Source organism: Pseudoalteromonas luteoviolacea S2607 (assembly GCF_001625575.1).
GTDB classification, from domain to species: Bacteria; Pseudomonadota; Gammaproteobacteria; order Enterobacterales; family Alteromonadaceae; genus Pseudoalteromonas; species Pseudoalteromonas luteoviolacea_E.
On sequence record NZ_AUXV01000034.1, the window covers coordinates 146,219 to 161,308 of the forward strand.

13 protein-coding genes are annotated in these 15,090 nt (G+C 41.8%); 5 read left to right on the plus strand and 8 right to left on the minus strand.

The features are described from left to right. Positions 1-17: 17 nt before the first annotated feature. On the plus strand, positions 18-167 hold the full coding sequence (locus N480_RS25395) for a hypothetical protein (RefSeq protein WP_155732867.1): 150 nt from the start codon (positions 18-20) through the stop codon (positions 165-167). A gap of 48 nt (positions 168-215) precedes the next feature. Here the strand turns inward: N480_RS25395 and N480_RS15690 are convergent, their stop codons facing one another. From N480_RS15690 to N480_RS15705, 4 genes are all read right to left on the minus strand, one after another. After that, positions 216-731 carry a DUF2489 domain-containing protein gene (locus tag N480_RS15690; RefSeq protein ID WP_063373410.1) on the minus strand — a complete coding sequence of 172 codons (516 nt, stop codon included), beginning with the start codon at positions 729-731 and terminating at the stop codon, positions 216-218. Next, positions 728-1,306, minus strand: coding sequence for a Der GTPase-activating protein YihI (yihI, locus tag N480_RS15695; protein WP_063373411.1), 579 nt, complete (start codon positions 1,304-1,306; stop codon positions 728-730). Before yihI ends, N480_RS15690 begins: the two co-directional genes overlap by 4 nt. Before the next feature lie 27 nt (positions 1,307-1,333). Beyond that, a complete protein-coding gene (locus N480_RS15700) occupies positions 1,334-1,984 on the minus strand; it encodes a class I SAM-dependent methyltransferase (RefSeq protein WP_063373412.1) in 651 nt (216 codons plus the stop codon). A gap of 637 nt (positions 1,985-2,621) precedes the next feature. After that, positions 2,622-3,254, minus strand: coding sequence for a c-type cytochrome (locus tag N480_RS15705; protein WP_063373413.1), 633 nt, complete (start codon positions 3,252-3,254; stop codon positions 2,622-2,624). A 365-nt stretch (positions 3,255-3,619) separates the two neighbouring features. On the opposite strand from N480_RS15705, the gene yihA reads away from it, so the two are divergent. After that, complete coding sequence (yihA, locus tag N480_RS15710; protein ID WP_063373414.1) at positions 3,620-4,258, plus strand: ribosome biogenesis GTP-binding protein YihA/YsxC; 639 nt, start codon at positions 3,620-3,622, stop codon at positions 4,256-4,258. Here the strand turns inward: yihA and N480_RS15715 are convergent. From N480_RS15715 to polA, 3 genes are all read right to left on the minus strand, one after another. Further along, positions 4,255-4,794, minus strand: coding sequence for a DUF1285 domain-containing protein (locus N480_RS15715; protein WP_063373415.1), 540 nt, complete (start codon positions 4,792-4,794; stop codon positions 4,255-4,257). The genes yihA and N480_RS15715 overlap by 4 nt on opposite strands. Next, positions 4,787-5,350 carry a YceI family protein gene (locus tag N480_RS15720; RefSeq protein WP_063373416.1) on the minus strand — a complete coding sequence of 188 codons (564 nt, stop codon included), beginning with the start codon at positions 5,348-5,350 and terminating at the stop codon, positions 4,787-4,789. Before N480_RS15720 ends, N480_RS15715 begins: the two co-directional genes overlap by 8 nt. A 470-nt stretch (positions 5,351-5,820) precedes the next feature. Next, complete coding sequence (gene polA / locus N480_RS15725; protein WP_063373417.1) at positions 5,821-8,571, minus strand: DNA polymerase I; 2,751 nt, start codon at positions 8,569-8,571, stop codon at positions 5,821-5,823. 421 nt (positions 8,572-8,992) lie between these two features. Here polA and elbB point away from each other — a divergent pair, with 421 nt between their 5' ends. The 3 genes from elbB (at position 8,993) to N480_RS15740 (ending at position 12,963) form a co-directional block, all read left to right on the plus strand. After that, complete coding sequence (gene elbB, locus N480_RS15730) at positions 8,993-9,646, plus strand: isoprenoid biosynthesis glyoxalase ElbB (protein ID WP_063373418.1); 654 nt, start codon at positions 8,993-8,995, stop codon at positions 9,644-9,646. Positions 9,647-9,840: 194 nt separating this feature from the next. After that, positions 9,841-10,230, plus strand: a complete 390-nt coding sequence (locus N480_RS15735; RefSeq protein ID WP_063373419.1) for a c-type cytochrome — start codon at positions 9,841-9,843, stop codon at positions 10,228-10,230. A gap of 159 nt (positions 10,231-10,389) precedes the next feature. Next, positions 10,390-12,963: a diguanylate cyclase domain-containing protein gene (locus N480_RS15740; protein ID WP_063373420.1), complete on the plus strand. Its 2,574-nt coding sequence runs from the start codon at positions 10,390-10,392 to the stop codon at positions 12,961-12,963. On the opposite strand, the gene rep is transcribed toward N480_RS15740, so the two are convergent. Next, entirely contained in the window at positions 12,952-14,964 is a 2,013-nt protein-coding gene (gene rep, locus N480_RS15745; protein ID WP_063373421.1) for a DNA helicase Rep, read from the minus strand. The genes N480_RS15740 and rep overlap by 12 nt on opposite strands. Between the last annotated feature and the right edge of the window lie 126 nt (positions 14,965-15,090).

The window sequence follows — 15,090 nt, forward strand, 5'->3', positions numbered from 1 at the left end:
AAATGTTAAGGAAAAATATGAAACTCACAATGAAGAAGAAAAGCATCAAAAAACTAACAGCCACACCGTCACTCAATGTAGATAAAACCATTCACATCGCAGCGGGTGCCGCGCCTGTCATATTTAAAGACTTCTCGAGTGGCCCTTACACATGTAAGACACAATAGTAAAAAACGATAGGGTCATCATTAAGATGACCCTAATTGATGTCTTTTCTATTGGAAAACAACGTTTTCGCTGCCCGGTAACGCTTTAAATTCACTTAAAAGCTTGTCACAGTCTTTTAATATCTGCGACTCCAAACGCTCTTCAGCACGCCAACGCTTTGTATCCATTTTGAAAATTTCTTTCTTTGAATACTTTTTACGCGCATCATGCGTAGGCATCTCTTTGACTTCATCATACATCTCGTAGACACCTGGATAAGCCGTTTCAAGAGACACTTCTTCATCAAAGCTATACTGAGAAATAAGCACCCAAACTCGTAAACATCCCTCTGAATATTCACACTGCTTTTGCTTCATCGCCTTAGCAATTAAATTAATGCTATCAGCTAGTTTGCCATTACGCTCTTGCCTCGACTTTTCTAACTTTTCAGTTTGCTCAGCCTGCAGCTTTGCAATGGTTTCTTTTTGCACTTTAAGTTGCCATAACAACTTACCAGCATAAAAAGCGAGACCTGCAACTATCAACGCGCCAACCAACAGCGCAATGATCCACAATGTACTCATTTATCGTCCTCGTCATCACTTAACCACTCGTCTGCTAAGTCATTACTGACAAAGTCAGCCAATGGATCAGCATCAATCATGTCTTCTTCTTCGAACTCATCGTCAATACCTAGCAATTCACATAGCTCCTGATGGCGGGCAATGGCGCGATTGAAGAATTTCGCGTCCTTACCAGTCAATAACTCGCCACGCTCATGTAATTCAAGCAACTTCATTAAACGCTCATCGTTTTCTAATTGCTGAAGTTCTTCTTCCAATGTTAACTCCGGCTCATGCGCTTTCGTTAAACTTGCCTGAGGTTTCAAATGACGATTCATTTGTGGTGCCTTGGGCTGCAGATTTTGCTCTGGGGTCAGAGCTATTTTTTTCTTACTGCCAGCACGAGGGTCTGTTGTTGTCCCCGAATTTGTCGAAAGCTCCACTTTAGCTTCTTGCGCATTACGAGTACCAGCTTTATTGCCCTTTTTCTTTTTCACGCGCTGCTCTTTCATTGCGCGCAATTCTCTTAACTTCTCTTTGCTCAATCGAGGTGAACCATTTTCACCAAGCTTGCGTGATTTCTTCTTTCTCGTCATGTTTCTCTACCACTTACCTATGCCGAATCAACGTTTAGTGAGAATGATCACATCATTGCCAATAAACTCAATGTCGGTGTTGAATTGCTCTGCTATATATTCAAATGTTTCGCGACTAAAAAATGAAATATGTGTTTGATCATTTTTATAATGCCAAGACGCAAAACGCGCTTTATCTATTACCAGCTTCGTCATCATCGCCAATGGCGACCCCGGCTTTAACATTGCCATTAATCGAGTTAATATCTCGCCCGGCTGCGCCAAATGTTCAATCACTTCTGTACACGTGATGAAATCATACTCGCAATCAAGCACTGACGTATCATTGGCATAATATAGATCATAGATCGCCATCTTATGCCCTACTTCAGAAAACATTTTTGCGAGTAAAGGTCCCGGCCCACAGCCAAAGTCTAAACCACGCTTGGTTCCATCTAAACGCGTAGTCACAGGCTCAAATACACGCGATAAAAAACGCCTGTAACCTTGGTCATTGAGATCATTGTCATGACTATCGTAAATGGCTTTTTCTGCTTGGGGTGAAAGTCTATGCCACTTCGCCACACTTACCAACTTGCAACGCTGACACTGCCAGTAGTCACGAAATTTATCTTGATGGTAATGCTCGAGTTGCTCTCCGCCACAGAGGCCACACTGAAGTGTTTGAGGATTTTGCAAAGATGATGAACCAAACGTACTGAAAAGGGGGTATTGTACCAGCAATTAAAAAGTGTACAAATAAAAAGACGGCAGAGATTACTCTCTACCGCCTGCTAATCTGAGCGTCACAATTCGGACACTTCTCCCTTCGACTTTTTAGTCTTTTATTATTTTTCTTATTTATCTTCCGTTTTGTTTTTATTTTACTTCCGTGGGTCTTTCCATATTGTTATTGTTATCAAACTTCCATTGCTTTTTTTATTTTCGGTCTTCCTAACACTTTATTATTCATCCATTTATGTGGTATCCAAATGAATACCTAAATCCTGTCGCCTCAGCTTCCTACCGAATTGTCCCTGTTTTTGTATTGTCTTGACGACACGGATTAATCTACGCTGATTTTAAACAGTTACAACTAATCAATAACAAAATTATTACCTCTGCAACAGAGAAAAAAACAAAATACAAATAAATACATAAACTTATAAATTTAATAAAATTCATTTTGCGTTAATGCTTACATTTTTATTTAGCTATACTCTTACAAAGACTTTGAGACATATCTCACAAGCAACAGATCAAAAAAAGGCAACTATTAAGCTGCCTTTTTATATACTTTGAGTTTACTCTAGGTCGATTAAAGTTACATACAACTTTAGTGTAATCCACCTAAATACTTTGACAATATTTCAATGTCTTTGTCCGTTAATTTGGTGGCAATATCTCTCATCATACCATTTGCATCATTCTCACGCGCACCATCACGAAACTTTTCGAGTTGAGCCTTGATATATTCAGGGTGCTGGAATGATATCTTCGGAAATTTAGCCAAAGACGTCCCATTACCACGAGGCCCGTGACATGCCATACATGAGGGTATTCCGCGCTCAGCATCACCTGCACGATATAGCTTCTGACCGGCAGCAATCACATCTTCAGGTGTTGTCCCCGAACTCATTGGCATAGCTGCAAAGTACGCAGATAAGTCTTTCATATCTTGATCTGAAAGCGGCATTGCCATACCACTCATCACAGGATCCATGCGGCCTTCTTTACCACCTGAGGTCATCCCAAGTTTAAATTCTTTTAGTTGCTTATAAATATAGTCTGCATGCTGCCCCGCTATTTTGGGGTACATAGTCACAGGGGCGTTGCCATTTGGTCCATGACATGCAGCACAAGTTGCCGCTTTTGCCTTTCCAGCCTCTGCGTCGCCATCGAATGCTGCAACGTTGTTAATTGACAACGTACCTAGCAGCATAGTTAAAGATAATGCTATTTTTTTCATGGTAAATTCTCTGTTTCGACCCTGTAACTCTCAACCCAAACGAAATACGCTAATTTTCGCAATACTGGGTAGAGACTAATCATATGCATATTGACTTAATTGCTTAAGTGACGCTCAATATACCCACGCTTTACGCTGCAATTTTTACATAGTACACGATAAAAAATTCTGCGATATATTTTCTACTCAGATTAAACCTATAATTTATATGGCTTTGACATAGATTAAACTTAGTCCAGAAATTCTTTTGGCGCCGCTAAAATTTGTAGACTTTCTTTGCTTTTGCAAAGCGGGCCAGATGTAATAAAATACGATAAAATCAAAGAATCAGATTTCGGAATCATACAATCCGCTTAGGAGTAAGAGTGTTAAAATCTCGTATGCCATATAACCGCGCCACTTTCGTGACCAGCGCACCTGATATTTCCCGCCTTCCCGCAGACAGTGGCATAGAGGTGGCTTTTGCTGGACGCTCTAACGCTGGCAAATCGAGTGCTTTAAATGCACTTACAGATCAAAAACTTGCACGAACCAGTAAAACACCTGGTCGTACTCAATTGATCAATACTTTCGCATTGGATGACGATAAAAGACTTATCGACTTACCAGGTTACGGCTTTGCTAAAGTACCAATTGAGATGAAGAAAAAGTGGCAAAAGTCTCTGGGTGAGTATTTACAAAAACGTCAAAGTTTAAAGGGCATTGTTGTTTTAATGGACATCCGCCACCCATTGAAAGATCTCGATATGGATTTAATCAATTGGGCAGTAGGGAGTGACATTCCAGTCTTGGCGCTACTTACAAAAGCCGACAAATTAAAACAAGGCAAGCGTAAAGCAGAAGTTTTACAAGTGCGTAAAGCTTTATCTGAGCTTGACGGTGACATCACGGTGCACGCGTTTTCTTCGCTTAAAGGGCTTGGACTAAAAGAGCTTGCGTGGCAGTTAGATGATTGGTTTTTAGGCCCTTATGTAAAAGAAGAAGCCGAACCTGAAGAAGGTTAATTCAGGATAAAAACCTCACCTGCAGAGTGTAGTAACATTGCTTCTTCAACGTCGCTGTACTCTGCCAGCTCCACCCACTGGTAAAATACATTACGCTCAATACGTGCACATAAACCATAATTTAGCTTTAGATGGGGTATGCTCTGGCCTTTATACATTGCCATATAAAGTGGAAACTGCCCACAAACTGGCCAATATCGACCCAAATTGTCTTCACAAATAATCACTTTTTCAAACCCGTATTGCATTGCATCTGGACATATGTGCCACGCAACAATCACCAAAGGTGTCGCTTCGACAGAGACCGTGCATGTTTCACCTGGCGTTTTGAGGAGATACCGTTTGCCATCATAGCTCAGAACGCTGGCAAACAAGCGTGCCAGCGGCAAGCGCTTGATTTCATCACCTTGATGAAACCAGCGCCCATTGCAATCAATACGGAAATCTCCCACACCACACTCACCCGCCTGCCAATGTTCCGTTGGCGCATGATGCGAGAGGTACTCCTGCAGTAACAGGGATAATTTATCAGTCATTGAACACTAAATTAAAAGTAACAGGTACACTCTGAGAAATACTGTCTAACCCAGCTATTTTTCGCAGTGATTCAATACCATCTTGCAAACCAAAATCACGGCTATTAATCAATACCGCACGCTGTGTTGTCACCTGCAATACCTTACTCGCCTTATTAACAACCAAGTCTAAATTAAGTACAACACTTTTACCGTGCAGGTTTAGCGTGACTGGCAACGCTTTAACTACTTGTACACCTTCGCTTAGCTGACCCAGCCATGGTTTCAAATCTGCTGTTACAGTCGCCGTACCGTATTTTTCAACATTGAACAGCATCTTCTTCATGCGCTCATTACGAATTGGAATCAGTGACTCAATGCTCGTTAAGTCTAGTTCTAGACGCAATTGACCAGATTTTGAAATCTCACCCGAGAGTTTTTCAAAGTGATGATTCTCTGCGATGCTATTTAGCTTCACGGAAGTAAAGCTTAAATCACTCAAATCATTATCTAACTGCCAAGCGGAAACAAGCTGTGACGTGAAACATAAAGTACCTAATAGTAGGGGCTTAAGCATGACGTATTCCTTTTTAAATATTTCTGGCATTTTATCAAAAAAGCAGCGCTAAAGTCAGCCGATGAGCTAGGTATAAACATGAGTTAATCAAAGTGACATAATCAAACCGCAAAAACAGAATAATCAAAGAATGAGATACGCTGGAAGAGAAAAATCGGCTCGTATAAACCTTTTACGAGCCGTTATAGCAATCTGGGGAGAAGCTATCAATACACAGTATCCTCTTACGAGAGATACATCATCAACAGGATGTCCTACAGGATGAGGACGGCGCGAACTGTACCAAATAGCCATCTAGAAATAAACAGCGCAAAGCAAATAATGCGCCAATTTGATATTTTGTACACAAAAAGATTAATGTTTTTACCGTAGATTTACAGAATGCAAGGTAAATCGGGCCAACAGACGAGGCTCAGGGGGAAACCTGAAAAGCCAGTTCCCCTTACTTTTCAGGTTGCGGAAATACACGGTTAGTGCGCTTGTTCCCAGTTTTCGCCGTAATCAGCTTCAACCAGTAGCGGCACATCCAGCTCAGCCGCTTCACTCATCAGCGCGCAAATATGCTCACGGAAGGCCTCTGCTTTATCAGCTTTAACTTCAAACACCAATTCATCGTGTACTTGCATGAGCAATTTCACATCATCCGTACTTTGCTGTACTAGCCATTGATGCACTTTGATCATTGCTTTTTTGATTATATCAGCAGCGGTCCCTTGCATCGGAGCATTGATTGCAGCACGCTCAGCAGCTTTACGACGAGCGCCATTACGCGCTTTAATATCTGGTAAATATAGACGACGCCCGAATAGAGTTTCTACATACCCTTGCTCAGCGGCCTTCTCTCGTGTGCTTTCCATATACTCTAAGACACCAGGAAAACGCTCAAAGTATTTATCCATATAGTGCTGGGCTTCATTTCTAGGGATGTCTAGCTGACGTGACAGGCCAAATGCACTCATGCCATAAATTAACCCAAAGTTGACCGCTTTTGCTTTACGACGCATATCTGAGGTCACATCATCCAGCGGCACGGAAAATACTTCTGATGCAGTCGCACTGTGTACATCTTTGCCTTCAGCAAAGGCACTCAGCAATCCTTTGTCTTGAGAAAGATGCGCCATGATACGTAATTCGATTTGGCTGTAATCCGCAGCTAAGATCACATGATCTGTATCTGCTAAAAAAGCTTGGCGGATACGACGCCCGGCTTCATTACGAATTGGAATATTCTGTAAATTAGGATCGCTCGAGCTCAAACGCCCAGTTGCAGTCACGGCTTGATGATAAGAAGTATGAACACGCTGTGTTTCTTCATTTACCAATTTAGGTAATTTATCTGTATACGTCGACTTTAGCTTTGCTAAACCTCGGTGCTCAATGATCAGCTTAGGAAGCGGATAATCATGCGCCAGCTCTTGTAGCACCTCTTCCGCTGTAGACGGCGCTCCTTTTGGTGTTTTTTTCAAAATCGGTAATTCGAGCTTTTCAAACAAGATAGCTTGGAGTTGCTTAGTAGAACTCAGATTAAACTCTTCTCCTGCTAGGTCAAAAGCTTCTTGCTCAAGTTCGGCCAAGCGCTTTTCAATCTCAAGGCTCTGCTCTGCGAGCATCCCACCATCTATTCTGACACCTGTTCGCTCAATGTCTGATAACACGTTGACCAATGGCAACTCAATTTCATTGAACACATTCAGCAATGAGGGCTCTTTTTCAAGTAATGGCCATAAATGCAGATGAAGTCGTAATGTGATATCAGCATCTTCTGCGGCATAAGGTGCAGCTTTGTCTAACTCAATTTGGTTAAAAGTTAGTTGCTTTTTGCCTTTGCCCGCAATGTCTTCGAAGCTAATCGCTTTGTGTCCAAGGTATTTCAGTGCCAATGAATCCATATCATGGCGAGTACCCACACTGTTAAATACATAAGACTCTAACATGGTATCAAAAGCAATGCCGTTCAATGTAATGCCAGCGCGCGCCAAAACACTCTTATCATACTTGAGGTTTTGACCTACTTTCTTAATGGTGTCATCCTCAAGAATCGGTTTCATGTGTGAAAACACCAACTCTTTATCTAACTGCTCAGGTGCACCTAAATAGTCATGCGTCAACGGTAAATATGCAGCCTCTCCCGCCTCAACAGCGAAACTCATCCCCACTAAATCAGCCTGCATATAATCAAGGCTCGTAGTTTCAGTATCAAAGGCAACGACTTCTGCCGTTTTTAGCTTTTCAACCCAAGCCATTAATTGTGATTCTGTTAGGATAGTTTCGTAGTTACCTTCCACCGCAGCCGGTGCACTCACTTCTACTGCATTTTGCTTGTCAGCACTTGAAGCCTTGCCATCTAGTAGCTCAGCCAACCAACGTTTAAACTCACACTGGCCATAAAGTTCAACCAAGCGATCTTTATCCATCGGTTGGATCTTAAAGGTTTCTAAATCTTGTTCGACTTCACAATCAAGCTTGATCGTCGCCAGCTCATAAGAAAGCGTTAACTGTTCTTTATGCTCTTCTAGCTTTTTCGCCATCCCCTTTGAGCCTCTAAACCCAAGCGGCGCAATTTGGTCTAAGTTTTCATATAGCGATTCTATCGAGCCTAGACCTTGCAACATTGCCAGTGCCGTTTTTTCCCCAACGCCAGGTACGCCGGGGATATTGTCGACTTTGTCACCCATCAGAGCTAAGAAATCAATGATTAGCTCAGGTCCAACCCCAAACTTTTCAACTACACCAGCGGGGTCAAGTACGGTGTCTGTCATTGTATTAATCAGTGTGACATGCTCGTTGACCAGCTGTGCCATGTCTTTATCGCCAGTACTAATCAAAACATGTCGTTGCTGCTGGGCGGCAATACGAGAAAAAGTACCAATAACATCATCAGCTTCAACGCCACTAATGCTCACCAAAGGAAGTCCCATCGCCTTGATGATATTGTGTATAGGCTCAATTTGAGTCCTTAAATCATCAGGCATTGGGGGTCTGTTCGCCTTATATTCAGAATACATATCATTTCTAAATGTCGGCCCTTTCGCGTCAAAGACAACGACCATGTGACTAGGATCAAATTGCTTTAACAAGCTTTTTAGCATGTTAATAACGCCATATATTGCGCCTGTCGCCTCTCCTTGAGAATTAGTTAAATGCGGTGGCGCATGGTATGCACGAAACAAGTAGGAAGAACCGTCCACCAAAATTAAGGGGTTTTCTGGGATCTGAGGCATAATATTTGGGATCCTAATTATAAATATTTAAAAACTCGCTAAGAATGCCACAAGGCTTAGCATAAAACGAGAGGAGTGCAACGTTACTTATCGAGGAAAAACTGTGGATAACTCTGTAGATAAACATAAGGATGCCGTGAGCCAAATATGCTAAGCCCCTAAAATTTTACAGCAAGTTATTGAAAAACAATAAAAAACTAAAGATAGATATTTTTTATTTTTAATTAGACATTTGTGGAAATGTCGTTCCTAATGTATTTTTCTCACAATTATAGTGGTGAGAAAACAACCTGATTTTTTCAGGCGGAGGCGTATACTAACACAAACGATCAAAGATCAAAGCAGATCCTTTATATTTTTTTTCACACTCAACATTATTACTTTGAATATAGCAGGCATAACAAGCCTCAGGAGACAAAACATGAAACAAGTTGCGATCATTTTTAGTGGTTGTGGCGTTTTTGATGGCGCTGAAATTCACGAATCTGTACTGACGATGTTGCATTTAGAACGCCATGGCATCACGTACAAGTGTTTTGCACCAAATATAGAGCAACATCACGTTATCAATCACCTGACTGGTGAAGAGCAAAATGAAACTCGCAATGTGCTTACTGAAGCTGCAAGAATTGCTCGCGGTGATATCAAAGATTTAACTCAGTTAAACCCTGAAGACTTCTCGGCTTTAGTCATCCCGGGTGGGTTTGGCGTCGCTAAAAACCTATCGGACTTTGCGTTCAAAGGTGCTGAGTCGCAGGTAATCGAAACCCTTAAAGATACGTGTCAGCAATTTAATCAGCAACAAAAACCAATCGTATACCTCTGTATTGCACCAGCACTTATTGGCCATATTCACCAACAAGGTACATTGGCAACGATAGGGACAGATCCAGATACAGCCGCCGCTGTAACTGCGATTGGCGCTGAGCATGTGAACTGTGAAGTAACTGACATTGTTGTAGATGAACAACAGCTAGTGATCAGCACACCAGCATACATGCTCGCGACAAATATTAGCGAGGCGTCTGCTGGTATCGAAAAAGCAATTGCCCGCTTAGCCAAATTTATAAACTAATTTCGATTAAAAATTACTTGGTTTTAAGCACAAAATGCCAAATCTTTGCCCTAACGCAATAAAAGTTGTTTTTTATACGCTTAAGATCAAGGTTACATTTTTGATTAATTAGTTGGTGACGTTATACTCAATTTGGAACCGTCATCCGTCGTGCTTCGTGATCGAAGACATTAAATTTGAAGTGAGCAAGGTAAATGAAGAAACTGTCAGCAGCACTCTTAATGCTATCCACGGCCGCCGTCGCACAGCCGTATGATAATTCTCTAACCGAAGAAGCCATTAAAAAGCGCTTAGAACCTATTGGTTCTGTGTATTTAGCTGGCGCAGAAGATACAGCAGCTGCCGCACCTACAGGACCACGTTCTGGCGAGCAAGTATATCAAGCTTCTTGTTTTGCATGTCACGGTACCGGGGCGCTGGGTGCACCGAAAACGGCTGATGATTGGGCTGCAAGACTGACAAAAGGTTCTGATGTGTTACTTGATCACGCAATCAATGGCTTTAATGCGATGCCACCAAAAGGCACCTGCATGGACTGTAGTGATGAGGAAATTGCTGCCGCAATTGAGTTTATGATCAAATAAATTTTGTACAGATAAGCGAGACAAGCGCTCGCTTATTTCTTTTAGATCAGGCAAAATATTGGACTCGAAACTTTATTAATATTTTACACTTGACCCTCCATGTCAAAAATGAAAATATAAAGTTTAATAAATAAACAATAATAGCCTTTGGTTTAATCATTGGAAGATCAAAACGACGTTGCAATTCGCAAGTTAACTCGAAAGAATCGCCGCTTAGAGTCCTTGTTGAAAAAATACAAACAAAACTATCACTTGCAACATGCCCTGATCCAGCTCTCTGAACAGGCGAGTACTGTTGCCGAGCTAACTCTCCTATACCCTGCAATCCACAGCATTTTAGAACAACATTTGCCTAGTAAAAGCTTTTATGTGGTACTGCAAAATCAATTCACACAAACTCTAGAGCTTTCTTATTTTGTCGATGAAAAAGATGGTATATCGGTTCCTTTGCACGAATCTCACCATTTTGATCAAGGGGTTACGGGCTACGTTTTTGAAAATAAAAAAGTGTTGTATTTAACAAAAAAACAAATGCAACAAATGATCAATGAAGAAAAATTTAAAGCGCTGGGCAGCCCTGCTGAGCACTGGGTTGGCGTTCCCATCTTCAGAGATGACAACATCATTGGCGTCATGGTGTCACAAAGCTATCAAGCAGAACAAGCGTATAGCGAACATCAAATAGAGCTACTTGAAGTGATGTCTCTCTATTTGGCAACGGCAATTGAACGTGTGAAAAAGCGTGAATTACTCGAGTCAGAAGTAAAGATCCGTACACGCGCACTAATGCAAAGTAATGATGCACTAAATAAAGAGATTGAACAGCGCAAGCGCGCGCTCGAGAGACAGCAAATCCTGTTTAAAATCTCCGAGTTGGCAACGCAATTTAGTGATATTGATGACGTGTATAAACAAGTACACAAAATTATTCGCTCTATCACGTTTGCCAACAATCTATATATTGCACTCCATGACAAAAGCTCAAACTGGCTCAGCTTTCCTTATTGTGTCGATGAAGTGACGGAGTACCGACCTAGGCCTTTTGCGAAAGGGTATAGCGAACTTGTTATTACCACAGAGCGCAGCCAGCTTATAGATACCAAACGAGCAGGTGTATTGATAGAAGGTGGCGTTGTTAAACGACCGCCAGACTATAATCATTTAGAAACGGCCACCAGCTGGCTTGGTGCGCCATTAAAAACGGCTCAAGGTGTAATTGGTTTAATTGCTTGCCAAGCATACAACCATGAATATGAATATAACCATGATGACGTGGAACTCATTTCATTTGTCTCTAATCAAATCGCATCCGTATTACAGACTCACCTCGCAAACCAAGCATTAAAAGCCAGTAACCAAGAACTAGAGCACCGTGTTGCCGAAAAAACCAAAGCGCTGAGACAAACAAACCTGCATTTGCAGATGCAGATTGAAGAACGGAAAAAAATTGAGCAACAGCTTTATCATGACGCACACCATGATCCTTTAACCAGTTTGCCAAACCGAAGTTTGTTTTTGACTCAGCTCGAAAAAACACTGCAAAAGTATCAACGCTACCCAGAGCATAACTTTGCTGTTTTATTTATCGACTTAGATAAGTTTAAAGTCATCAATGACGAGCTAGGTCATCAAGCTGGCGACCAGTTTTTAATTTGGGTAAGTAAGGCATTTTCTGAGTGTATTCGCGAACATGATTTACTTGCTCGTTTGGCTGGTGATGAATTTGTGATCTTATTAGATCATTTAACAGATAAACAGCAAGCTGAAGATGTTGCTAAGCGACTTATTAGAGTCATGCAACAACCTTTTTGTATGAAAGGTGTGTGCATGCAAAGCGGTGCCAGTATTGGTATCACCTATAGCAATAAAAATTATATAAACACTGATGAAATCATTCGCGATGCAGATGCAGCAATGTACTACGCAAAAAATGCAGGCCGGGGGCGCTATGAGTTTTACCACCCATTACTCACAGCTTCAACAAGCAGTACAAATAAACAGACAGAACGTCATCATTTAACCGCGTTGCCAACACACTTTAGAAGTACGGAAATTGTCGATTTTAGTAATCACTCTCAGCAAATTGTCACTCTTGAAGCTTTTGGTGAGCACCCAGTATTAGGTAGCACCAGCTTTGATATTTTGAAGAAGTTTGCTGCCGCACAAGACGAACACTTAGACATTGAGCTTGATCTATTAAGCAAAGCACAAGAGATTGCAGCTAATTATCAGCAAGATGTACTTTTTGCCTGCTCAACTATCATACTTGAGTCCTCCGCATTTAATATGCTCAAACAACGTCTAAACCAGCGCAATTCGCAACTGTGTTTGGTCTTTGATGAAAATGAAGTGCGTTACGCATCCAGCGTTCAAATTGAAAACCTTAAAGAGCTGGCACAGCTAGGCGTGAATATTGGGCTAAATGACTTTGCAAAAGATCGTTGTGACTTGGCTTTTTTAAGTAGTATCGACTTCAAATACGTGTTGTTAAGCTCGGTATTCAGTAAGCGTGTTTTACAGCAAAATAGTTATGACATTCAGCTCCAAGGTATCTTAGCAATCACTCATTTAAAGTCCATTCAAGTGATTGCCAAAGGTCCCGCGATTCTAAACTTCAGAAGCTTGCTTGAGAAGCATGGGTTACAGCTGTTTTTTGGTAAACAGCAAAACCTCAAAAGCACGCTAAAGAGTGACAACAAAGCCGATACGACTCAAGAAACATTAACGTTTTAGCATTGCGCGAAGGTTGGCAACTCTAGCCTGACCTTTTTCCATTCGTTCTGATTGTGAAACAACGGCTTTTTTGCCTTCAAATTCTAAGTCGTCTTGGGGGAGCTCTTGCACAAAGCGACTTAGCTCAGGTGTAATTTGTTCACCAAATTGACGGCGACTTTTCGCATAGGTCAAAGTCAGCGTCTGTTGAGCGCGCGTGATCCCGACATAAGCAAGACGTCGCTCTTCTTCTACATTGTCTTCATCAATACTGGTTTGGTGAGGCAATAATCCCTCTTCCATGCCTACCATAAACACGTGAGGATACTCCAAGCCTTTTGAAGCATGTAATGTCAGTAGCTGCACAGCGTCACTTTCATCTTCTTCTTCGTTGCGCTCCATCATATCTCTGAGCGTTAACTTGGTGACTACCTCTGCCAAAGTCATCGGTGGGTTATCCGCATCACCAGTCAACATGTCGCTTATCCAACGATATAGTTCTGAGACATTTTTCATCCGCATTTCCGCAGCTTTGGCACTGGTAGAAGACTCATAAAGATAGGTTTCGTAGTTGATCTCCCTGATCATATCCTTCACAGCTTCTAATGTGTCACCGCGGGTCGCTCTATCACTCAGCTCTACCACCCAACGACCAAAACCAGCCAATGCATTAAACCCTTTACCCGTTAAACGTTGTGTTAAATCAGGGTCAAAACAAGCTTCAAATAAACTAATATGCTTGTCATTCGCAAGACTGCCCAGCTTTTCCAATGTTACTGGTCCAATTTCGCGTCTCGGCGTATTCACGATACGAATAAATGCATTGTCATCATCTTGGTTAACCAACAACCGTAAGTAAGCCATGATGTCCTTAATTTCGCTTCGAGCAAAAAACGACATGCCGCCGCTAATTTTATAGGGAATACGGTTCGCCATCAGTGACTTTTCAAACACACGCGCTTGGTGATTGCCGCGATAGAGAATTGCATAATCTTTATAGCTAGTGCGCTTCATAAACTTATGAGAGATGATCTCTGCAACCACGCGCTCTGACTCATGTTCTTCATCCCGAGTTGCAATAACTCTCAACGGGTCACCATAACCCAGTTCACTGAATAACTTCTTATCAAACTCATGAGGGTTATTGGCAATTAATATATTGGCCGATTTTAGAATTCGACCCGCGCTTCGGTAGTTCTGTTCTAGCTTGATTAACCTAAGTCCCGGAAAGTCCTTACTCAGAAGCACTAGGTTTTGAGGTTTTGCGCCACGCCAAGAGTAGATAGACTGATCATCGTCACCTACTACAGTAAAGCGCGCTCGCTCTCCGACCAAAAGCTTTACGAGCTGATATTGACTGGTATTGGTATCTTGATACTCATCTACCAGTAAATATCTAAACTGATTCTGCCAACGTTCTCGCACATCTGCTGAACTTCCCAGCAATAGCGTCGGGATCATTATCAAGTCGTCAAAGTCTAGTGCATTGTACGCTCGAAGCTGGGTTTGATAACGCGCGTATAGCTGCGCAAAAAGGGCTTTTTGCGGCTCTCTCGCTTCTCTAATTGCACGTTCTGGCAAAATCAGATCATTCTTCCAATTGCCAATTTGCATTTTTAACAGGTTGAGTAAATCTTTGTCTCTTTCGAGCTCTTTTTCCGTCAGTTCAGCCAGCAACTGACCAGTGTCTTGATCATCAAACAGCGAAAAACCGGGTTTGTAGCCCAGTGTTTTCACCTCTTTTTTTATGATGTTTAAACCCAGCGTATGGAATGTAGAGATCCATAACCCCTTCGCATCTTGTTTACCAAGGGTCTGTGAAACACGTTCACGCATTTCTTTTGCCGCTTTGTTGGTGAAGGTCACGGCCGCAATATTACGTGCTTTGTATTCACAGTGCTGGACCAGATAAGCTATCTTGTTTGTAATTACACGCGTTTTACCTGAGCCTGCGCCTGCCAATACGAGGCAAGGGCCGCTAATATATTTAACCGCTTCATCTTGCTTGGGATTAAGTTTCATAAAAAGGTGTGCACTCTGACTAACTGAGCCGCTTAGTTTATCGTATAAAGTCCGTAATACCAATTGCGATGAAGAGGCCATTTATTATCGGTGTTACATTGTGAAATTGCGGCCTACAGTTCATGA

Excerpts from the sequence above, each read along its gene's own strand:
- N480_RS15705 (WP_063373413.1), bottom strand. The coding sequence starts at position 3,254 with ATGAAAAAAATAGCATTATCTTTAACTATGCTGCTAGGTACGTTGTCA.
- N480_RS15690 (WP_063373410.1), bottom strand. The coding sequence starts at position 731 with ATGAGTACATTGTGGATCATTGCGCTGTTGGTTGGCGCGTTGATAGTT.
- elbB (WP_063373418.1), top strand. The coding sequence starts at position 8,993 with ATGAAACAAGTTGCGATCATTTTTAGTGGTTGTGGCGTTTTTGATGGC.
- N480_RS15735 (WP_063373419.1), top strand. The coding sequence starts at position 9,841 with ATGAAGAAACTGTCAGCAGCACTCTTAATGCTATCCACGGCCGCCGTC.
- yihI (WP_063373411.1), bottom strand. The coding sequence starts at position 1,306 with ATGACGAGAAAGAAGAAATCACGCAAGCTTGGTGAAAATGGTTCACCT.
- polA (WP_063373417.1), bottom strand. The coding sequence starts at position 8,571 with ATGCCTCAGATCCCAGAAAACCCCTTAATTTTGGTGGACGGTTCTTCC.
- N480_RS25395 (WP_155732867.1), top strand. The coding sequence starts at position 18 with ATGAAACTCACAATGAAGAAGAAAAGCATCAAAAAACTAACAGCCACA.
- N480_RS15715 (WP_063373415.1), bottom strand. The coding sequence starts at position 4,794 with ATGACTGATAAATTATCCCTGTTACTGCAGGAGTACCTCTCGCATCAT.
- rep (WP_063373421.1), bottom strand. The coding sequence starts at position 14,964 with ATGAAACTTAATCCCAAGCAAGATGAAGCGGTTAAATATATTAGCGGC.
- N480_RS15720 (WP_063373416.1), bottom strand. The coding sequence starts at position 5,350 with ATGCTTAAGCCCCTACTATTAGGTACTTTATGTTTCACGTCACAGCTT.